Source organism: Mycobacterium sp. E2327, assembly GCF_001672675.1.
Taxonomy (GTDB): Bacteria; Actinomycetota; Actinomycetes; order Mycobacteriales; family Mycobacteriaceae; genus Mycobacterium.
Map to the genome: position 1 here is coordinate 23372 of NZ_LZKE01000068.1, position 20031 is coordinate 43402.

At 67.9% G+C, this 20031-nt stretch carries 17 protein-coding genes and 1 pseudogene; 12 read left to right on the top strand and 6 right to left on the bottom strand.

Annotated elements, in window-relative coordinates; all coding sequences use genetic code 11:
• The first annotated feature begins 17 nt into the window (after positions 1-17).
• Entirely contained in the window at positions 18-383 is a 366-nt protein-coding gene (locus A5712_RS08200) for a helix-turn-helix domain-containing protein (protein WP_068103385.1), read from the top strand.
• Position 384: 1 nt separating this feature from the next.
• Here A5712_RS08200 and A5712_RS08205 read toward each other — a convergent pair whose 3' ends face one another.
• Complete coding sequence (locus A5712_RS08205) at positions 385-864, bottom strand: DUF2834 domain-containing protein (RefSeq protein ID WP_068103387.1); 480 nt, start codon at positions 862-864, stop codon at positions 385-387.
• Positions 865-935: 71 nt separating this feature from the next.
• On the opposite strand from A5712_RS08205, the gene A5712_RS08210 reads away from it, so the two are divergent.
• Both A5712_RS08210 and A5712_RS08215 read left to right on the top strand, forming a co-directional pair.
• Positions 936-1544, top strand: a complete 609-nt coding sequence (locus A5712_RS08210; protein ID WP_068103390.1) for a TetR/AcrR family transcriptional regulator — start codon at positions 936-938, stop codon at positions 1542-1544.
• Between the two features lie 67 nt (positions 1545-1611).
• Positions 1612-3174 carry an NAD(P)/FAD-dependent oxidoreductase gene (locus A5712_RS08215; protein ID WP_068103392.1) on the top strand — a complete coding sequence of 521 codons (1563 nt, stop codon included), beginning with the start codon at positions 1612-1614 and terminating at the stop codon, positions 3172-3174.
• A gap of 94 nt (positions 3175-3268) precedes the next feature.
• Here the strand turns inward: A5712_RS08215 and A5712_RS08220 are convergent, their stop codons facing one another.
• Positions 3269-3601, bottom strand: a complete 333-nt coding sequence (locus A5712_RS08220; RefSeq protein ID WP_068103394.1) for a hypothetical protein — start codon at positions 3599-3601, stop codon at positions 3269-3271.
• On the bottom strand, positions 3598-5148 hold the full coding sequence (locus tag A5712_RS08225; protein ID WP_068103396.1) for an MBL fold metallo-hydrolase: 1551 nt from the start codon (positions 5146-5148) through the stop codon (positions 3598-3600). Before A5712_RS08225 ends, A5712_RS08220 begins: the two co-directional genes overlap by 4 nt.
• Positions 5149-5287: 139 nt before the next feature.
• Between A5712_RS08225 and A5712_RS08230 the strand changes: the two genes are divergently transcribed.
• The 4 genes from A5712_RS08230 to A5712_RS08245 are packed head-to-tail and all read left to right on the top strand — an operon-like array spanning position 5288 to position 8465.
• Entirely contained in the window at positions 5288-6061 is a 774-nt protein-coding gene (locus A5712_RS08230; protein ID WP_068103398.1) for a 1-acyl-sn-glycerol-3-phosphate acyltransferase, read from the top strand.
• On the top strand, positions 6061-6828 hold the full coding sequence (locus A5712_RS08235) for a 1-acyl-sn-glycerol-3-phosphate acyltransferase (protein ID WP_068103400.1): 768 nt from the start codon (positions 6061-6063) through the stop codon (positions 6826-6828). The genes A5712_RS08230 and A5712_RS08235 overlap by 1 nt, the downstream gene beginning before the upstream one ends.
• 16 nt (positions 6829-6844) lie before the next feature.
• The gene (locus A5712_RS08240) at positions 6845-7630 is read left to right on the top strand and encodes a 1-acyl-sn-glycerol-3-phosphate acyltransferase (protein WP_068103402.1); all 786 of its coding nucleotides are present in this window, start codon (positions 6845-6847) and stop codon (positions 7628-7630) included.
• 19 nt (positions 7631-7649) lie between these two features.
• Positions 7650-8465: a Cof-type HAD-IIB family hydrolase gene (locus A5712_RS08245; protein WP_068103404.1), complete on the top strand. Its 816-nt coding sequence runs from the start codon at positions 7650-7652 to the stop codon at positions 8463-8465.
• Here A5712_RS08245 and A5712_RS08250 read toward each other — a convergent pair.
• From A5712_RS08250 to A5712_RS08260, 3 genes and pseudogenes are all read right to left on the bottom strand, one after another.
• A complete protein-coding gene (locus A5712_RS08250; protein WP_068103406.1) occupies positions 8462-10012 on the bottom strand; it encodes a PE family protein in 1551 nt (516 codons plus the stop codon). The genes A5712_RS08245 and A5712_RS08250 overlap by 4 nt on opposite strands.
• A 103-nt stretch (positions 10013-10115) precedes the next feature.
• Entirely contained in the window at positions 10116-11750 is a 1635-nt protein-coding gene (locus tag A5712_RS08255; RefSeq protein ID WP_197519337.1) for an LGFP repeat-containing protein, read from the bottom strand.
• A 399-nt stretch (positions 11751-12149) separates the two neighbouring features.
• Positions 12150-13061 (bottom strand): annotated as a pseudogene (locus A5712_RS08260) (PirG); the annotation flags it as partial.
• A gap of 243 nt (positions 13062-13304) precedes the next feature.
• Here A5712_RS08260 and glf point away from each other — a divergent pair.
• From glf to aftB, 5 genes are read left to right on the top strand one after another with little or no spacing between them, the layout of a single operon-like run.
• A complete protein-coding gene (gene glf / locus A5712_RS08265; RefSeq protein WP_068103410.1) occupies positions 13305-14504 on the top strand; it encodes a UDP-galactopyranose mutase in 1200 nt (399 codons plus the stop codon).
• The gene (locus A5712_RS08270; protein WP_068103412.1) at positions 14501-16393 is read left to right on the top strand and encodes a glycosyltransferase; all 1893 of its coding nucleotides are present in this window, start codon (positions 14501-14503) and stop codon (positions 16391-16393) included. The genes glf and A5712_RS08270 overlap by 4 nt, the downstream gene beginning before the upstream one ends.
• Entirely contained in the window at positions 16386-16913 is a 528-nt protein-coding gene (locus A5712_RS08275; protein WP_068103424.1) for a phosphatase PAP2 family protein, read from the top strand. The genes A5712_RS08270 and A5712_RS08275 overlap by 8 nt, the downstream gene beginning before the upstream one ends.
• Positions 16906-17814: a decaprenyl-phosphate phosphoribosyltransferase gene (locus tag A5712_RS08280; RefSeq protein WP_068103426.1), complete on the top strand. Its 909-nt coding sequence runs from the start codon at positions 16906-16908 to the stop codon at positions 17812-17814. Before A5712_RS08275 ends, A5712_RS08280 begins: the two co-directional genes overlap by 8 nt.
• Entirely contained in the window at positions 17801-19783 is a 1983-nt protein-coding gene (gene aftB / locus A5712_RS08285) for a terminal beta-(1->2)-arabinofuranosyltransferase (protein WP_304528663.1), read from the top strand. The genes A5712_RS08280 and aftB overlap by 14 nt, the downstream gene beginning before the upstream one ends.
• The last annotated feature ends 248 nt before the right edge of the window (positions 19784-20031 follow it).

A 20031-nucleotide genomic window follows, 5' to 3' on the forward strand; every position in this document is an offset into this window, starting at 1 on the left:
TTACTATTTCCGTAACCATGAAAAACGAAACTACGTTACGGAAATCGAAACGTCAATCGGGGGTCCGCCCGGGCACCCCGGTGCGCGGGTCGACGACGGGGCGTCCGCTGATGGCCGCCCTCGACCTGCTCGGGCGGCGCTGGTCGCTGCGCATCCTGTGGGAGCTTCGGGACGGCCCGCTCGGGGCCCGCTCGTTGCGCGACCGCTGCGACGGCATGTCGCCCAGCGTCCTCTACGACCGCCTCGGCGAGCTGACCGATGCGGGCCTCGTCGTCCAACGGGACGACCAGAGCTACGAGCTGAGCGAGGCGGGCCGCTCCCTCGGCAAGGCCCTGACCCCGCTGGAGCGCTGGGCCGCGCGATGGGCCGAGACGGCTCGCTGAGTCAGGCGTTCACCGGCTCGCGGCTGCGCTCGTGGCGGCGGACTCGTTCTGCCGTGGCGAAGTACCAGGCCAGCGGGAAGGAAAAGCTGGTGAAGAAGCTGGCCACGAAGAACAACCACGGGCGCCGCACGCCGCGCCGGTAGCCGTCCACGATCGTAAACACCGGCAGCAGAATGACATTCGCGATGATGTAGTCCTGGCTACCGGATCCCGCCGCCGGGTTGCCGAACTGCTGCGCCAGGAAGTGCGGGTAGCTGGCCGGCCCCGAGACGATGCTGCCCTCGCCGTGCGCGGCGAGCACGAAGTGGATGTTGAAATACCAGCCCAGCACGATCGAGGCGATGCCCGCCGCGTAGTAAACGAGTTCTAGCGCCGAGAACCATGGTCCGTCGGCGGGTTTGGCGTAGATTCTCGGGTTCGACGCGATAATCCAGCCGATGACGGCGATCCCGAGGATTGCGTGAATGTAGAGCCAGATCATGGGCGAAGTGTCACCCTCATCCCGAAGTTTTGTCAATATTGACACACAATGCCTGGGGTACCTTACTGAGCATGGTCAGGCCGGCGCAGACGGCGCGTAGCGAACGCACCCGGGAGGCGCTGATACAGGCCGCCCTGGTGCGGTTCCTCGCGCAGGGCGTCGAGGAGACGTCGGCCGAGCAGATCGCGGCGGACGCCGGGGTGTCGCTGCGGACGTTCTATCGCCACTTCCGGTCCAAGCACGACCTGCTGTTTGCCGACTACACCGGGTTGAACTGGTTCCGCGCCGCGCTGGACGCGCGTCCCGCCGACGAACCGATCATCGATTCCGTGCAGTCGGCCGTCTTCTCGTTCCCATATGACGTTGAGGCCGTGACGAAGATTGCCGCGCTGCGGGGTGGCGAGATCGATCCCGGCCGCATCGTCCGCCACATCCAGGAAGTGCAGGCCGACTTCGCCAACGCCGTCCAGGAGCAGCTGCACCGGCGTAGCTGCGCCGCGGCCGCCACGCCAGACGCCCGCCTGCGCGCCGCGGTCACCGCACGCTGCATCGCGGCCGCGGTGTTCGGTGCGATGGAGTTCTGGATGCTCGGCGACGATCGGTCGCTGGGCGAGCTGGCGCGGGTGTCCCACGTCGCGCTCGAGTCGCTGCGGGCCGGCATCACCGACGCCTGGACCTGACCCCGGTTTCGTCATAATTGACAAAACTTCGCGGGCATGCCAGCCTCCATTCCTGGAGGGCAGGGACATGACTGAATACGACGCGATCGTCATCGGCGCGGGACACAACGGGTTGGCCGCGGCCGTGCTGCTGCAGAAGGCCGGGCTGCGAACGGTGTGCCTGGACGCCAAGTTGTACGCCGGTGGGATGGCTTCCACCGTCGAGCTTTTCGACGGGTACCAATTCGAGATCGCCGGCTCGGTGCAGTTCCCGACGGCGTCGGTGGTCGTCGAGGAACTGGGCCTGGACACCCTCGAGACGCTCGACCTCGAGGTGATGTCGGTCGCGGTGCGCGGCGTCGGTGACGACCCGCTGGTCCAGTACAGCGACCCGATCAAGTTGTTCACCCATCTCAACGAGGTGCACGGCGCGGACGCCGTCAACGGGATGGCCGGCCTGATGGCCTGGAGCCAGGCGCCCACCCGGGCGCTCGGCCGATTCGAGGCGGGGACGGAGCCCAAGACTTTCGACGAGATGTACGCCTGTGCCACCAACGAATTCGAGCGCTCGGCGATCGACGACATGCTGTTCGGGTCGGTCACCGACGTGCTGGACCGCTACCTGCCGGACCGCGAGAAGCACGGCGCGCTGCGCGGCTCGATGACCGTGCTGGCCGTCAACACCCTGTACCGGGGGCCGTCCACCCCGGGCAGCGCGGCCGCGCTGGCCTTCGGGCTCGGGGTTCCCGACGGGGACACCATGCAGATGAAGAAGCTGCGCGGCGGCATCGGCGCGCTCACCGCGCACCTCGCCCGGCTGTTGGAGAGCCTGGGCGGCGAGGTCCGGCTGCGCACCAAGGTGACCGAGATCCTGGTCGCCGACGGGCGGGTGACCGGCGTGCGCACCGAGGCGGGCGACACCGTGAGCGCGCCGGTCGTCGTCTCGAACCTGGCGCCGGACCTGACGCTCAACGAGATGATCGACCCCGCGGCGCTGCCCGCGGACATCCGCGAGCGGTACGCGGGGATCGACCACCGCGGCAGCTACCTGCAGATGCACTTCGCGCTGGACGAGGCCCCCCAGTTCGCCCCGCCGTACGAGGCGCTCAACGAGCCGGCGATGCAGGCCTCGATCGGCCTCTTCTGCACCCCCGAGGAAGTCCAGCAGCAGTGGGAGGATGCCCGACGCGGCATCGTGCCGGCCGACCCGACCGTGGTGTTGCAGATCCCCTCGCAGAACGATCCCGACCTGGCGCCCGAGGGCAAGCACGCCGCATCGGCGTTCGCACTGTGGTTCCCGATCGAGGGCGGGGCGGACTATGGGCAGACGAAGGTCGAAATGGGCCAGCGGGTCATCGACAAGATCACCCGGCTCGCGCCGAACTTCGAGCGCAGCATCATCCGGCACACCACGTTCACGCCCCGGCACATGGGCGTGATGTTCGGCGCCCCCGGTGGCGACTACTGCCACGGCCTGTTGAGCTCGGACCAGATCGGGCCGAACCGGCCGGGCCCGAGAGGCTTTCGCGGCCAACCCATCCCGATCCAGGGGCTGTACCTCGGCGGCGCCGGCTGCCACGGTGGCCCGGGAATCACGTTCATCCCCGGCTACAACGCCGCCCGCGCGGCGCTGGAGGACTTGGGCCGATAGAGGCCGCTGCCGGCGCCGCTAGTACCTCGTCGAGCGTGCAACCATTGCGAGAAATCGCGCGAGAATTCGCAAGGAATCCACGTTCGGTGACTCGTCAGCCCCGCCCGGCCAGCAGTTCGTCCAGCAGTGCGACGAACTCGTCCGGGCGCGCCGGCGTGAACGCCGGGCTGGGCCAGGTCCCCGGGACGTCCAAGGTGATCAAGGTGGACCTGAACGGCCGTTGCACGTCCAGGGGCAGCCAGCGGCGCAGGTCGGAGCTGCCCCAGATGCGGAAGCGCTGCATGAACATGCCCAGCCCCTCGGCCTTGTAGCCGTCGATGGCGTCCAGCGCGATAACCTTCGACGTGCCGGAGGGAAAGTGGTAGCGGCGCAACGTGATCGCCGCGCGATCCAGCTGGACCAAGCCATCGTCGTAACTGGCGTTCATTTCCGAGTGCTCCGCAGCTGGTGTCCCCGTGCGGTCAGGCAGCGGCCGTCGTCCAGCCGCCACTGCCACCCGTGCAGGTTGCAGGTCAACGTGTCGTCCTCGATCACACCGAATTTCGACAGGTCAGCCTTGAGGTGGGGGCATCGGCGCTGAATCTCCCAGCCGTCCAAGGTGATTGACGCGGAATCGTCGTGGGTCTCGGCGAACCAGCCGTCGGCGTAGGCGATGCGTTCGTCGGTCAGGCACTTGAAGAACGTGTACAGGTACTCGTTGTAGCCGCCCACCCGCCACGCGGAAAACCGGGTGGACAAGAAGATGGTGTTGACCCAGTCGGGTTCGTGATCGCGCAGCACGGTGCGCACCAACTCGGGCGCGATGGCGAAACCGTAGCGGACCTTTTCGTCGGGAATCCGTTCGCGCACGGTTCTTTTCGGGAAGTCCAGGATCACCGCTTCGGGGCCGATGACCAGTTCGACGGGATAACCGATGCCGTCGCAGATCTCGTCGCTTTGCAGCATGATCGGCTCGAACAGCGCGCGCAGTTGTTCCAGCAGCGGCTCGCCCGTCGCCGGCGCCCAGCTCGCCCGCTCGGCGGCCAACACCGGAGCCATCCGCTCGGCGTACTCGGCGATGTAGGCCGCTTTTCCGGTGGTGAAGATGGCCTCGACCTGGTCCTCGGGCAGCGGATGGGTCAGCGAATTCAGCGTCGAGCCGGTGAAGTCCGCGGTCGACCCGGGCATCATCAGCAGGCCGCGATCGTGGCCGTGCGCGCGCATCTGCTCGAGGAACACCACCTGGTCGGGAAAGATGTTGGCCGGATCGCCGTGGTCGTCGTTGAGGTGGCGCAACTCGGGGTCCAAGAAGCACGGCGGCCCGGCCGACGGCACGACCCAGGTCGCCCCGACCTGGGCGATGTACTGACGGGCGCGGTCCATGCCGCGCTGCCTCTTTTGGCTGGCGAACGACTCCTTGGCGCGGGCCGGCATGTCGTAGACCATCGGATACCAGATCGCCCCGGAGTACTGCAGCAGGTGCACGTCGACCTGGCCGAAGTCCGCGGCCAACACGTCCAGATCCACCGGCCGGGCGTCGTTCATGTTGAAAACCGTTGTCTCGCCGTCGGAAACGACCAGCGCCGAATCGCCGATCGGGCCGTCGGCCGGCGCGCGCAGGGCGATGATCATGATGTCGAGCTCGCCCTTGGGCCCACTGAGCCGGTGCGTGGTCGAGTCGGTGGTCTCGAAAAACCGGTGAAACCCCAGCTTTTGCAGCTCGTTTCGCAGGTCGGGCACCGGGAAGTCGGGCAGCAGCACCACCGCGTCCTTGTTGACGTGCTCGCGCAGATTCTTGGCGTCGAAGTGGTCCTTGTGCAGGTGCGAGACGTACAGGTAGTCGCAGTCGCCCAGCTGGTTCCAGTCCAGCCCGCTGTTGTCCGGGAACGGGAACCAGGACGCGAAGTAGGCGGGATTGACCCAGGGGTCACAAAGGATGTTGCCCGCGCGGGTCGCGATCAGGAATCCGGCGTGGCCTACGCTCGTGACCTGCACTGATACCTTTCGGGGACGTTGGGGGTTGACGGCTCGTCAGGCCCCGAGCTTAGCGCGATGCCGCATCTTCGGGCGGTCTGCGTCGCCGGGCTCCAACGCTTGAGGCGCCGCACAGCCCGGAGCACTAGGCTGAAGCGCTGTGGAACCGGTATACGGGACTGTCATCCAGCTCGCCCGCCTGGTCTGGCGCATCCAGGGTCTCAAGATCTCCGTCTCGGGCGTCGAGAACCTGCCGAAGACCGGCGGTGCCGTCATCGCGATCAACCACACCGGCTACCTGGACTTCACGTTCGCGGGACTGCCCGCCTACAAGCAGGGCCTGGGGCGCAAGGTGCGGTTCATGGCCAAGCAGGAGGTCTTCGACAGCAAGATCACCGGGCCGATCATGCGCAGCCTGCGGCACATCTCGGTGGACCGACAGGACGGGGCCGCGTCCTACGAAGCCGCCGTCAGGAACCTCAAAGACGGTGAGCTGGTGGGCGTCTATCCCGAAGCCACGATCAGCCGCAGCTTCGAGATCAAGGAGTTCAAGTCGGGGGCGGCCCGGATGGCGGTCGACGCGGGCGTTCCGATCGTTCCGCACATCGTCTGGGGCGCGCAGCGGATCTGGACCAAGGGGCACCCCAAGAAGCTGTGGCGCCCGAAGGTGCCGATCGTGGTGCTCGCGGGCGAGCCGATCGAGCCGACGCTGGGCGTCGAGGAACTCAAGGGGCTGTTGCATTCCCGGATGCAGCATTTGCTGGAGCGGGCCCAGGAACAGTATGGGCCCCACCCGGCCGGGGAGTTCTGGGTGCCGCACCGGTTGGGCGGCGGCGCCCCGTCGTTAGCTGAGGCGGCCCGCATGGACGCCGAGGAGGCCGCCGAGAGGGCTGCCCGCCGCGCCCGGGCCGCCGGGCCACCACCGGAGCAGTAATGGCGGAGCCGACCTTTCGCACGCTCGAGATCCTGGCCCAGCTCGTCGTCCTGGCCACCGGCACGCGCATCAGCTACAGCGGGGAGGAGAACATTCCCGACCGCGGCGGGGCCGTGATCGCGATCAACCACACCAGCTACGTCGACTTTCTTCCTGCCGCATTAGCCGTGCATCGCCGCCGCCGTCGGCTTAGATTCATGATCAAAGCCGAGATGCAGCAGGTGAAGGTGGTCAATTTCTTGATCAAGCACACCCGCACCATTCCCGTGGATCGTGGCGCCGGGGCGGACGCCTACGCGGTGGCCGTGCGGCGGCTGCGCGAGGGCGAGCTGGTCGGTGTCTACCCGGAGGCCACGATCAGCCGCAGCTTCGAGCTCAAGGAGTTCAAGACGGGCGCGGCCCGGATGGCCACCGAAGCCGACGTCCCGATCGTCCCGGTTGTCGTCTGGGGTGCGCATCGCATCTGGACCAAGGACCATCCCCGGAACGTCGGCCGCAAGAAGCTGCCGATCAGCGTCCAGGTGGGGGCGCCGTTGCGGGCCGCCGGAGACATTGAATCCACCAATGCCGCGCTGCGCGAATCGATGACGACGCTGCTGCACCGGGCGCAGCAAGACTATCCGCACCCCGCCGGCGCCTACTGGGTGCCGCGCCGGCTCGGCGGCGGCGCGCCGACCTTGGCGGAGGCGGCGCAGATAGAGGCCGACGAGGCGGTGGCACGGTCGGCCAGGAGGGCCGCCCACCGTACTCCGCATCAGCCGCGTTAGGGGGAAGGAGAAGAACATGGCAGAGCCGTTTTTCCGCTTCGCGGAGATCGTTGTTCCCGCGTTCGCTGCGATGAACGGAACCAAGCTCAATTACGAAGGCCTGGAGAACATTCCCGCCCGCGGTGGCGCCTTGATCGCGCTCAATCACACCAGCTACCTGGACTGGATGCCCGCGTCGATCGCCGCCCACGAACGCAAGCGACGGCTGCGCTTCATGATCAAGGCCGAGATGGCGGACGTGAAGGCCGTCAACTTCGTGATCAAGCACTGCCAGCTCATTCCGGTGGATCGCCGGAACGGGGAAGAGGCGTACGCGGTGGCAGTCCAGAAGCTGCGCGAGGGTGAACTCGTCGGGCTCCATCCCGAGGCCACCATCAGCCGCAGTTACGAACTCCGGGAGTTCAAGTCGGGAGCGGCCCGCATGGCGCTGGAGGCCCAGGTGCCGATCATCCCCATGATCGTGTGGGGCGCGCACCGGATTTGGCCCAAGGACCATCCAAAGAAGGTGTTCCGCAACAAGGTTCCGATCACCGTGGCCGCCGGCCGGCCGCTCGCACCGCAGGGCAACGTCGAGCAGCTCATCGCCGCGTTGCGCCAGACGATGAACGCGATGCTGTACCGGGTGCAGGAGCAGTATCCGCACCCCGAGGGCGAGTTTTGGGTCCCGCGCCGGCTGGGCGGTTCCGCGCCGAACCAGGACGATTCCAGGGCGATCCGGTTGGCCGAATTGCAGCAGCGGATGCAACGATCCGGCACCGACGGCGTGACGCGACCGGGCCAGAGCCAAAGCGGAATCCACTGAGAGAAAGCGGATTCGCTCAATGACCTTGCCGGCGCTGATCGCCTGCGACGTCGACGGCACCTTGTTCGACGAAAGCGAGACCATCTCCCCGCGCACCCGCGCCGCCGTGCGTGCCGCCGTCGACGCGGGGGCGCAGTTCGTGGTGGCGACCGGCCGGCCGCCACGCTGGATACGACCCGTGGTGGAGGCGCTCGGTTTCGCGCCAATCGCGGTGTGCGCCAACGGTGCCGTTCTATACGATCCCGCGAACGACCGCGTGCTGTCGTCGCGAACGCTGGCCGTGGACACGCTGGCCGAGTTGGCGGAGCTCGCGACGCGCGTCATCCCGGGCGCGGGGCTGGCCGTCGAGCGGATCGGCGAACGCGCCCATGACACGGCGACGCCCCAGTTCATCAGCTCGCCGGGCTACGAGCACGCGTGGCTGAACCCGGACAACACCGAGGTGTCGATCGCCGATCTGCTGAGCGCCCCGGCGATCAAGCTGCTGATCCGCAAGGCCGGTGCCCGCAGTTCGGACATGGCCGCCGAACTCGCCAAACATGTTGGCATCGAAGGTGATATCACCTACTCGACGAACAACGGCCTGGTCGAGATCGTGCCGCTGGGGATCAGCAAGGCCAGCGGTGTGGAAGAGGTCGCCAAGCCGCAGGGGATCACCAGCGACGAGGTGGTGGCGTTCGGCGACATGCCCAACGACATCCCAATGCTGCTGTGGGCGGGCCACGGTGTGGCGATGGGTAACGCGCATCCCGACGTGCTGGCCGCCGCCGACGAGGTCACCACGCCCAACAGCGACGACGGGGTGGGACGCGTGCTGGAACGCTGGTGGCTCTAGCCCGCGGGCGTGATTGCGGCCGCTAGTTGTTGGGGCAGGTAATTGACCATCAGCGGGACCAGTCCCATGAACGGCGTGCCGAAGATGGTGACGAGTAGGGGCACACCGCCCGGGAACCCGCTGAAATCTACCGTGGCCGTAATGGGATGGGGCGGAACGAGAATGCCGTCGAAGGGCAGGTGCAAGGTGATCGGCAGGGTGGTGCTGACGGGGCCAATGATCGGCACTGTCACGTTTATCGGCACGGGGATCGTCATGTCCACGATGGTTTCTCCGTTCAGGAAGCCGTTGGCCACCACGGCCGGAGCATTTACCAACGCACCGAGGGCCCCCACGGGGTTGCCGGCCAACAGGGCCGTCTGAACCGCCGTCGCGCTGGTCGCGAGCCCCGTGAGCCCGGCGAGCGGCGCACCCGCAGCCGCGTAGGTGATCACCAGCGGCAACCCGAAGAAGGCGCTCAGCGATCCCGTCGTGGGATTTGCCAGTGGTAACGACGCCGTCGCCGAAATGCTGGGAATCGTAAGTACATTGAGCACATTGGTGAAGTTCTGCGACATCTGCCTGGGGATCGAGGGCGGCATCAGGTTGGTGAAGTACTGTGCCTCCTGCCCGGGAATGTTGGCCAGCGTGAACAGATTCCCCAGCGGGCCGAGCAGGGTGGGAGTCACTACGACATTCACCGTGGGAAGGACAGGGGGGAGGATGCTTCCGCCCGTTATCGTGATCACCGGCGTCCCCGGGTCGGCTCCCGTGACGAGGAGATTGGCGAACGCCTGCGCCACGTCCTGCACCGCGCCGAAGTAATTGCCCGCCAGGACGGCCTGCAGGGCCACCTGGAGCTGCGCGCCGAAAGCGGGCAGGCCGGTGATGATGCCGGTCGTCGCGGCGTAGAGGTTGATGAAGAACTCCTGGGCGAAGCCGATCTGGGTGGTGACGAACCCCTGCAGGGCCGTGACCGGGTTGAACGCCAGAAGTTGCTGGATTGCGGCCTGGATGGTCGTTGGCAGGTTCGCCAGCACCGTCGGGAAGTTCTGGATGGTGTAGGTGAGCGCCGTCGCGACTTGCTGCCAGTAACCCATCTGGTTGGCGATGACCTGGCGCAGGAATGGGAAGGGGTCGGCCGCCCAGGCGCCGAAGACCGACTGCAGGTTCGCCGAAGTCGTGGCGATCAGCTGCCCGTACGCACCGCCTGGGACGAAGGCCGCGGCCGCGCCGCCGAGCGCCTGGGCGGGGGAGTACACCGTACTCAGCAGGCCCTGCTCGACGTTGGCGATCTCGGTGCCCAGGTACGCCGCCGCGCTACCGTTCAAGAGGCTCACGAACTCGTCGTGAAAAGCCGCCGCCTGCGCCGCGGCGGCGTGGAATTCGCGGCCGTAGGCGCCGAACACCTGCGAGATCGCCGCGGACACCTCGTCGGCGGCCGCGGCCGCGATCCCAGTGGTGGGGGCCGCCGCCGCCGCGGTCGCCTCGCTCAGGTTGGAGCGGATACCCGCCAGGTCGTCGGCCGCCGCCGTCACCAGCTCCGGTTCTGTGATCACGAACGACATCGCCGTCTCCCCTCGACTCGGTATCAACCGGGTGATTGCCAGGCAAAGCCGAGCCTAATGTGACGGAGCCCACATCCGGCCCGGAATGGCGGTCAAAGTGCCGTTAGGTGGCGGTGGGGTGCGCCGGCAGCGAGAAGTGTTCGGAGGGCACCTCGGGACCGCTCGGCGACTGCAGCGGCGTCGTGATGCCGTCGACGACCTCGGTGACGTTTCCGGTGAGCCGCTCGTAATTCAGGACCCCGTGCTGGAAATTCTGCGTAATGCGCAGCGGCTCTTGGATTTCCGCGCTGGTGGGCAACCCGAGCGGGCCGCGCTCGTAGCTGAGCGAGGCCCAGGCGTCATAGATGGCGCCGGTCACCGGCTGCGCGCCCGTCTCGGGCGACCAGTACATCGCGCCCTTGGCGAAGGTCGCGAAGCGGGCGCCGCCTTCGGCGTCGTCTTCCGGCGAGGTGGGTGCGCCGAGGACGCTGTTCATGCCGCCGAGCGCGAGCCAGTGCTCGTAGATGGCGCCGCCCTGCAGTGCCTTGATCAACTCCTCCGGAGGGTCGTTGAAATGCGATGCGATATCGCGGATTTCGTCCATCAGCGCGTAGGCGGCGTTGCCGGGGCAGTCGGTGTTGCCGACGTCGCGGTGGGTGAAGATGGTCGGCAGGTTCGCGATGGCGCCGGCCGGGAACGTGGTGTAGTGGCTGCCGGCCGACTCCAGGGCCACCGTGCCCTTGGGGTCGACGCCGTCCATGCCCAGCCGCCAGCCGAGCAACCGGCCCACGGTCCGCAGCTGGATGGGGGTCGGCGGCACGTCATCGAAGTTGCCGATCATCGCCACACCCCAGGTGTTGCGGTTGAAGCCGCCGGTGTGGAAGGCCTCGACGGCCTTGGTCAGGCCTCCGGCGCTGCCCTCGAACACCTGGCCGTACTTGTCGACCAGCGCGTTGTAGGCGATGTCGCACCACCCCAGGGTCTTGCTGTGGTAGGTGTAAATCGCCTTGACGATCCCGGCCGATTCCAGCGGGGAGTAGTCGTTGCTGCCCGCGGTGTGATGGATGACGGCGGCGCGAATCCCGTTGTCGTACTGTGGACTACCGCATCGCAGCGACTCGTCGGCGCCCCACTCCGCCCGGCTGATGATGGCGGGGGGCTGGCCGGGCATCATGACCCCCGACGGCGGCGTCCACTGGGTTCTGGCCGGCGATTGCGGCGGGGAGATGAGGATCGCCGAGATGTTCTCCGCGTACGGCTGTTCCCTGGACGCCGGCTTGTATCCGAGGCCCGCGTCGTTGGCCGGGGCCGGGGGCGGTTGGGTCATCGGCGCATCGATCGGTCGAGTGACCGCGATCTGGACCGTTGTCGTGGTGCCGACGAACACCGGGTCGGTGCTGCGCGGGCCCTCGGTGGCTCCGGCGCTCGCGGGTCCGGCGTCGGGGGCTGCGGTCTCGTATTCGGTCTGGTACCAGGGGCCCCAGGAGCCGTCGGGACGCTTGGCGCGCACCCGGGTGGACGTGCCGGCGAGGTCCCCGGTGAGGGCCACCAAGGAAAACGGGGTGTCTTGGCTGAGTTCGCGGACCGTAACCCCGCCCCCGAGCCCGATCAGTGGCTGCTCGGCCAGCTGGGTCTCGGGCGGCCGCGGAGGTTTCGGGGTTCCCCGGTCGCGCGTCGCGTCGCCAACCCAGCAGACGATGACGACCGTCGCCGCGATGGCGGTGAGCAACATCGTCGGCGCGCGACTCCGGGACACCAGCTGATGTTACTTGTGTTTCTGGTGTTATTTATGAGGCGACACGACCTGTGCCGCCGAAAGACCCCGAAAACCTGTTCGACGGCACCGCAGAGGGCGGGCTCTGCGGTGCCGTCAGGGGGCAGGTTCCTCGCGGTCCTAGTGGGGCAGAACCGGCGCGGCGGCGCCGGTCAAAGCGCCGGTGGCACCGGTCGCGGCCGGTAGCGCACCCGCGGCGGCCGGCAGCGCACCGGCTGCAGCACCCGGCAGCGCACCCGCGGCACCCGGCAGGGCACCCGCGGCACCCGGCAGCGCACCAGCGGCACCCGCGGCGGCCGGCAGCGCACCGGCGGCAGCGCCAGGCAGGGCACCCGCGGCACCCGGCAGGGCACCCGCGGCGCCCGGCAGGGCACCCGCAGCGCCCGGCAGGGCAGCGGCGGCGCCCGGCAGGGCCTTGGCCGCACCCGGCAGCGCACCCGCGGCGGCCGGCAACGCGGCGCCCGGCGCGGCACCCGCGGCGCTCTGCTGGATACCTTGCGTGATGGCCGGCATCACCAGGCCCTTGAGCAGGTCGATCGCCTGGTTGGCCCCCAACTGGTTGGCGGCCTGCATCAGGTCGTTCATCAGACCGCCGCCGCCGCCAGAGGTGCCGCCGGTCCCGCCGGTGCCGCCGGACGCGATCGGCGAAGCGCCGCCCAGCGTCGACGGGTCACCAAGGATGGGGTACGTGCCGCCGGCGCCCGGGTCCAGCCCGGTCGTCGAGTCGATCGGCACCTCGCTGGGCGAGAGCGTGGGGCTCGCGAGCCCGGGTGTGACCCCGGCCGGGCTGGTCAGCCCGGGGTTGGCAAGCGCGGGGTTGAGCCCCGCGGCCGGCGTCGTCGGCACCGCGCCGGGCGTGGCGACCCCGGGTGTACCCGGCGTCGTGGGCGGCAGGCCCGGGTTCGCCAAAGCGGGGCTCGTCAAGCCCGGGCTGGTGAGCGCGGGGCTCGTCAGGCCTGGGCTGGTCAGGCCTGGGCTCGTCAAACCTGGGCTGGTCAGGCCCGGGCTGGTGAGGCCCGGACTGGTCAGACCCGGCGTCGCGGCACCGGTGCCACCACTTAGGGCGGGCACCGGCGGCAAGTTGATGCCGAACTGCGACAGGCCCTGCGACAGCGCGCCCATCAGCTCGCCGGGCAGGTCGGACATCACCGCGGCCTGCTTGAACTCGTGGTGCTCGGCCGGCTTGCTGCCGGCGGTCGATTCGTAGACCAGGAAGTATGCGCAAGGACTCGCCACTGCCACAGCGGCGACCGCGCTCATGGCTGTCGAAACCTTGCGTCGGCGTCGATTCGGCACGGAAGTCTCCTCGTATCTGGACAACTATTTGAACTGCTTGTTGTGTCGGCGTGCCCTGCCCGTCGTATCCGGCGTGAAGCACACAGAGTTGATGGTACGAGTGAGATTGCTGTGACTAGAGTGCTGATATTGAATCGTGAGGTAATTGAGAGTCCGACTGTGACCGCGGATCCTCGACCAACCCCGGCGCCGTGGCCTCGCCAAATGGGTTAGGCCCGCGCCGTCGGATACCCTAAGCAACCGATGACAGCTCGTTTCGACCTCCTCGTCGTCGGCTCCGGATTCTTCGGCCTGACCATTGCCGAGCGCGCGGCTACCCAACTCGGGAAGCGCGTGCTCGTCCTCGACCGGCGCCCGCATCTGGGCGGCAATGCGTACTCCGAGGCCGAGCCCCAGACCGGCATCGAGGTGCACAAGTACGGCGCACACCTGTTCCACACCTCTAATAAGAGGGTCTGGGATTACGTGCGCCAGTTCACCGACTTCACCGACTACCGCCATCGCGTCTTCGCGATGCACAACGGGCAGGCCTACCAGTTCCCCATGGGGCTGGGCCTGGTGTCGCAGTTCTTCGGCCGGTACTTCACCCCGGACGAGGCGCGCCAGCTGATCGCCGAGCAGGCCGCCGAGATCAACACCGCGGACGCGCAAAACCTGGAAGAGAAGGCGATCTCGCTGATCGGCCGGCCCCTTTACGAGGCGTTCGTCAAGGGCTACACGGCCAAGCAGTGGCAGACCGACCCCGCCACGCTGCCTGCCGCCGTCATCAATCGGCTGCCGGTGCGCTACACGTTCGACAACCGATACTTCAGCGACACCTACGAGGGCCTGCCGGTCGACGGCTACACGGCGTGGCTGCAACGGATGGCCGACGACGACCGCATCGAGGTCAGGCTGAACACCGACTGGTTCGACGTGCGCGACCAACTGCGCGCGGAGTCACCGGACGCCCCCGTCGTGTACACGGGGCCGCTGGACCGCTACTTCGACTACGCCGAGGGCCGCCTGGGCTGGCGCACACTGGACTTCGAGGTGGAAGTGCTGCCGATCGGGGATTTCCAGGGGACGCCGGTGATGAACTACAACGACCTCGACGTGCCCTACACCCGGATCCACGAGTTCCGGCACTTCCACCTCGAGCGTGACTACCCGACCGACAAGACGGTGATCATGCGCGAGTACTCCCGCTTTGCCGAAGACGATGACGAGCCCTACTACCCGATCAACACCGAGGCCGACCGCGCCCTGTTGGCGGCCTATCGAGAACGGGCGAGGGCCGAGACGGCGTCGTCGAAGGTCCTGTTCGGCGGCCGGCTGGGCACTTACCAATACCTGGACATGCACATGGCCATCGCCAGCGCGCTGAGCATGTACGACAACATCCTTGCGCCGCATCTGCGCGACGGCGCACCACTCATGCAGGACGAGGGGGCGAACGCATGAGCGCGGTCAGTCTGCTGTCACGAATCATCCTGCCGCGGCCGGGCGAACCCCTCGACGTGCGCAAGCTTTACCTCGAGGAGTCGACCACCAACGCGCGGCGCGCGCACGCGACGTCGCGCACTTCGCTACAGATCGGCGCCGAATCGGAGGTGTCGTTCGCGACGTACTTCAACGCGTTCCCGGCCAGCTACTGGCGGCGCTGGTCGATCTGCACGTCGGTGGTGTTGCGGGTCGAGCTGACCGGAACCGGACGCGTCGACATGTACCGGACCAAGGCCACCGGGGTGCGGATCTCGGTGGAGGGCCGCCAGTTCGTCGGCACCGACGATCAGCCGGCGGTCGTCGAGATCGAGGTGCCTCTCAAGCCGTTCGAGGACGGCGGCTGGATCTGGTTCGACATCACCACCGACACGGCGGTCAGCCTGCTCAGCGGTGGGTGGTACGCCACCGAGCCCGCTCCGGGCACCGCCAACGTCGCCGTCGGTATCCCCACCTTCAACCGTCCCGCCGACTGTGTCAACGCACTGGCCGACCTCACCGCAGATCCATTGGTGGACAAGGTGATTGGGGCGGTAATCGTGCCGGACCAGGGCGTCCGCAAGGTGCGCGACCATCCGGACTTTCCGGCCGCAGCCGCCGGTCTGGGCGACCGGCTGTCGATCCACGACCAGCCGAACCTCGGCGGTTCCGGCGGATACAGCCGGGTGATGTACGAGGCGCTGAAAAACACGGACTGCCAACAGATCCTGTTCATGGACGACGACATCCGCATCGAGCCGGACACCATCCTTCGGGTGCTGGCGCTGAACCGCTTCGCCAGGACGCCGATGCTGATCGGCGGTCAGATGCTCAACCTGCAGGAGCCGTCGCACCTGCACATCATGGGCGAGGTGGTCAACCAGTCGAACTTCATGTGGACCGCCGCGCCGCACGCCGAATACGACCACGACTTCGCGCAATTCCCCTTGAACGACAACAACGATCGGAGCGCGCTGCTGCACCGGCGCATCGACGTCGACTTCAACGGCTGGTGGACGTGCATGATCCCGCGGCAGGTCGCCGAGGAGATCGGCCAGCCGGTGCCGTTGTTCATCAAATGGGACGACGCCGAATACGGCCTGCGCGCCGGCGAGCACGGCTATCCCACGGTCACCTTGCCCGGGGCCGCGATCTGGCACATGGCCTGGAGCGACAAGGACGACGCCATCGACTGGCAGGCCTATTTCCACTTGCGCAACCGGTTGGTGGTCGCGGCGCTGCACTGGGACGGCGATATCACCGGATTGGTCCGCAGCCACCTCAAGGCGACGCTGAAACACCTTGCCTGCCTTGAATACTCGACGGTCGCGATCCAGAACAGGGCGATCGACGACTTTCTGGCCGGTCCCGAGCACATCTTCTCGATCCTGGAATCGGCGCTGCCCGAAGTGCACCGCATCCGCAAGGAGTACCCGGACGCCGTTGTGCTGCCGGCCGCGAGCGAGCTGCCGCCGCCGCAGAACAAGACCAAGGCGATGAAGCCGCCGGTGAACCCCGTCTCCATCGGTTACCGGCTGGCGCGCGGGATATTGCACAACATGACAGCGGCCGACCCGGAAGCCCACACGCGCCCGGAGTACAACGTGCCGACCCAGGACGCGCGCTGGTTCCGGCTCTGCACGGTCGACGGCGTGACGGTGACGACCGCCGACGGGTGTGGCGTGGTCTACCGGCAGCGCGACCGGCGAAAGATGATGTCGCTGTTGGCCAAATCGCTACGCCGCCAGCGTAAGTTGCTGGGCCGGTTCGACGAGATGCGCCGGGTCTACCGGGAGGCGCTGCCCGTGCTGTCCAGCAAGCAGAAGTGGGAGACGGCGTTGTTGCCGGCCGGCGAGTCAAAACATGGTTGAATCGGCCGCCCCGCGCGGTGAGGTGGCCGCGCTGGTGGCCGTCCAGTCGGCGCTGGCCGATCGGCCCGGAATGCTGGGCGCGGCGCGAGGGCTCTCCCACTTCGGCGAGCACAGCATCGGCTGGCTGGTGGTGGCGCTGCTCGGTGCGGTGCTGATGCCGAGCCGTCGCCGCGAGTGGCTGGTGGCCGGGGCCGGCGCGTTCGTCGCGCACGCCGCCGCCGTGCTGGTCAAGCGCCTGGTGCGGCGCAAGCGGCCCCATCACCCGGCGGTCGCGGTGAACGTCGGCACCCCGAGCCAACTGAGCTTCCCCTCCGCGCACGCCACCTCCACCACCGCCGCGGCCATCCTGATGAGTCGCGCAACCGGGCTCCCGTTACCCGTGTTGCTCGTCCCTCCGATGGCGCTGTCGCGGATACTGCTGGGCGTGCACTATCCCAGCGACGTAGCCTTCGGCATCGCCCTCGGTGCCGCCGTCGCGGGGATCGCCGACCGAGCGCGAGAGGCGTGCCCAAATGAGTGAAGACGTGGTGGTCGGACCTCCGGCGAACCTGATCGTCGGGGTGGTCAAGGCGATCCGCCCGCGCCAATGGGTGAAGAACGTCCTCGTCCTGGCCGCGCCGCTGAGCGCGGCGGGACGCGGTCACCGTTATGACTACGGCCAGCTGGGAATTCAGGTCGCGGTGGCCTTCGCGGTGTTCAGCCTGGCGGCCTCCGCGGTGTACCTGATCAACGACGTCCGCGACGTCGAGGCCGACCGCGAACACCCCACCAAGCGGTTCCGCCCGATCGCCGCCGGCGTGGTGCCGGAATGGCTGGCCTATGCCCTGGCGGTGGTGCTCGGGGTGGCGTCGCTCGGCCTGGCGTGGTGGCTGACGCCGAACCTCGCGGTGGTGATGGCGGTCTACATCGCCATGCAGCTGGGCTACTGCTTCGGCCTCAAGCACCAGGCGGTGATGGACATCTGCATCGTGTCGTCGGCGTACCTGCTGCGGGCCATCGCCGGGGGCGCGGCCACCGACACCCGGCTGTCGCAGTGGTTTTTGCTCATGGCGGCATTCGCGTCGCTGTTCATGGTGGCCGGCAAGCGCTACGCCGAACTGCAACTGGCCGAACGCACCGGCGCGGCCATCCGCAAGGCGCTGGAGAGCTACACCAGCACCTACCTGCGCTTCGTCTGGACGATGTCGGCCACCGCGGTGGTGCTGTGCTACGGGCTGTGGGCATTCGAGCGCGAACACGGCGAGGCGGGCTGGTTCGTGGTGTCCATGGTCCCGTTCACCATCGCGATCCTGCGCTACGCGGTCGACGTCGACGGCGGGCTGGCCGGGGAGCCCGAAGACATTGCGTTGCGCGACCGGGTGCTGCAGCTGTTGGCGCTGGCGTGGATCGCAACAGTTGGGGCCGCCGTTGCCTTCGGCTAGCCCCCATCTGGAAGGCCTGAAGGCGCTGGGGGTGGGGGTGCTGCGCCGGCCGGTGATCAGGCGGCCCGGCCGGCCGCTCTTCCCCTACGTCACCGCGGTGCGGGTCAGCCTGTGGATCAGCGTGGCGGTGGTGGCCGTCCTGTTCGGGTGGGGCGCGTGGCAGCGGCGTTGGATCGCCGACGACGGGCTCATCGTGCTGCGCACGGTGCGCAATTTGCTGGCCGGCAACGGCCCGGTATTCAACCAGGGCGAACGGGTCGAGGCGAACACGTCCACGGCGTGGACCTATCTGATGTATCTGGGCAGCTGGGTCGGCGGTCCGATGCGCATGGAGTACGTGGCTTTGGCGCTGGCCCTGACGCTTTCGGTGCTGGGCGTGGCATTTTTGATGCTCGGCGCCGGCCGCTTGTACGCGCCCAGCCTGCGGGGCCGCAGGGCGATCATGCTGCCCGCCGGCGCGCTGGTCTACATCGCGTTGCCGCCCGCCCGCGACTTCGCCACATCGGGCCTGGAGAGCGGCCTGGCGCTGGCCTACCTGGGGTTGCTGTGGTGGATGATGGTGTGCTGGGCGCAGCCGGTGCGCGGGCGCCCGGGTGGCCCGGTCTTCGTCGGTGCGCTGGCCTTCGTCGCCGGGTTCAGCGTGCTCGTCCGGCCCGAACTGGCGCTGATGGGGGGGCTGGCGCTGATCATGATGCTCATCGCCGCCCGCACCTGGCGGCGACGGGCGCTGGTCGTGGTGGCTGGCGGATTCCTGCCGGTCGCCTACGAGATCTTCCGGATGGGCTACTACGGCCTGCTGGTGCCCGGCACGGCGTTGGCCAAGGACGCGGCCGGCGACAAGTGGTCGCAGGGAATGATCTACCTCGCCAACTTCAATGCGCCCTACGCCGTGTGGGTTCCGGTGCTGCTGTTGGTGCCGCTCGGCGTGCTGGTGGTGGTGGCCCGCCGCCGCCCGTCGTTCCTGCGCCCGGCGCTGTCGCCGGACTACGGGCGCCTGGCGCGGGCGGTGCAGAGCCCGTCGGCGGTCGTCGCATTCATCCTCGTCAGCGGCCTGCTGCAGGGCCTCTACTGGATCCGGCAGGGCGGCGATTTCATGCACGCGAGGGTGTTGCTGGCGCCGCTATTTTGTTTGCTGGCGCCGGTGGCCGTCGTCCCGGTTGCGCTTCCCGACGGGCAGGACTATTCGCGGGAGACCGGCTACTGGGCGGCCGGTGCCGCCGGCGCGCTGTGGCTGGGCGTCGCGGGTTGGTCGCTTTGGGCAGCAAACTCACCCGGGATGGGCGACGACGCCACCCACGTCACCTACTCGGGCATCGTCGACGAGCGCCGCTTCTATGCACAGGCCACCGGGCATGCGCACCCGCTGACGGCCGCGGACTACCTGGACTACCCGAGGATGGCCGCCGTCCTGACCGCGCTCGACAACACCCCGGAGGGCGCGTTGTTGCTGCCGTCGGGCAACTACACCCAGTGGGACCTGGTGCCGATGCTGCAGCCCGCGCCCGGGGACGCCAACGCGCCGCAAAAACCGCAGCATGCCGTGTTTTTCACCAACCTGGGCATGCTGGGGATGAACGTCGGGCTTGATGTGCGGGTGATCGATCAGATCGGGCTGGCAAACCCGCTCGCCCAGCACACGGAGCGGCTGAAGCACGGCCGCATCGGGCACGACAAGAACCTCTTCCCCGACTGGGTGATCGCCGACGGCCCGTGGGTGAAGTTGTATCCGGGAATTCCAGGCTATTTGGACGTGAACTGGGTCGCGCAGGCCGTCGCGGCGCTGCAATGCCCCGAGACGAAGGCGATGCTGAGCTCGGTGCGAGCCCCAATGACCTTGCATCGCTTCGTTTCCAACGTCGTACACAGCTTCGAGTTCACCAAGTACCGAATCGATCGCGTTCCGCTCTACGAGCTCGCCAGGTGTGGGCTGCCGGTTCCGCCGGCGATCCCGCCGCCTCCCCGCGAATGAGGCGTCGCATCCGGATTTTTTTCGGCACGTCTTGAAACCGGCGCTGCCGGTGACTGTGCGGCACATTGCCAGCAACTTCACATCTGTGCTCTCACCAGTGATCGACCGCGGCCAAGCACATGCGGAAACGCGATTCTCGACCGCGCCGTTCGGCCCGAAATTCGTTGCAAAAATGGGCCGAATGACTGTTTGCCTGACCTGCTCGATGAGAGGGGATGGCCGATGGTGTGGTTGACTACACGAGCACT

Coding starts and splice junctions, on each gene's coding strand:
- A5712_RS08220 (WP_068103394.1), bottom strand. CDS start 3,601: ATGAACGCCAGTTACGACGATGGCTTGGTCCAGCTGGATCGCGCGGCG.
- A5712_RS08245 (WP_068103404.1), top strand. CDS start 7,650: ATGACCTTGCCGGCGCTGATCGCCTGCGACGTCGACGGCACCTTGTTC.
- A5712_RS08235 (WP_068103400.1), top strand. CDS start 6,061: ATGGCGGAGCCGACCTTTCGCACGCTCGAGATCCTGGCCCAGCTCGTC.
- A5712_RS08275 (WP_068103424.1), top strand. CDS start 16,386: ATGGTTGAATCGGCCGCCCCGCGCGGTGAGGTGGCCGCGCTGGTGGCC.
- A5712_RS08215 (WP_068103392.1), top strand. CDS start 1,612: ATGACTGAATACGACGCGATCGTCATCGGCGCGGGACACAACGGGTTG.
- A5712_RS08240 (WP_068103402.1), top strand. CDS start 6,845: ATGGCAGAGCCGTTTTTCCGCTTCGCGGAGATCGTTGTTCCCGCGTTC.
- A5712_RS08210 (WP_068103390.1), top strand. CDS start 936: ATGGTCAGGCCGGCGCAGACGGCGCGTAGCGAACGCACCCGGGAGGCG.
- glf (WP_068103410.1), top strand. CDS start 13,305: ATGACAGCTCGTTTCGACCTCCTCGTCGTCGGCTCCGGATTCTTCGGC.
- A5712_RS08280 (WP_068103426.1), top strand. CDS start 16,906: ATGAGTGAAGACGTGGTGGTCGGACCTCCGGCGAACCTGATCGTCGGG.
- A5712_RS08270 (WP_068103412.1), top strand. CDS start 14,501: ATGAGCGCGGTCAGTCTGCTGTCACGAATCATCCTGCCGCGGCCGGGC.
- A5712_RS08250 (WP_068103406.1), bottom strand. CDS start 10,012: ATGTCGTTCGTGATCACAGAACCGGAGCTGGTGACGGCGGCGGCCGAC.
- A5712_RS08200 (WP_068103385.1), top strand. CDS start 18: ATGAAAAACGAAACTACGTTACGGAAATCGAAACGTCAATCGGGGGTC.
- A5712_RS08205 (WP_068103387.1), bottom strand. CDS start 864: ATGATCTGGCTCTACATTCACGCAATCCTCGGGATCGCCGTCATCGGC.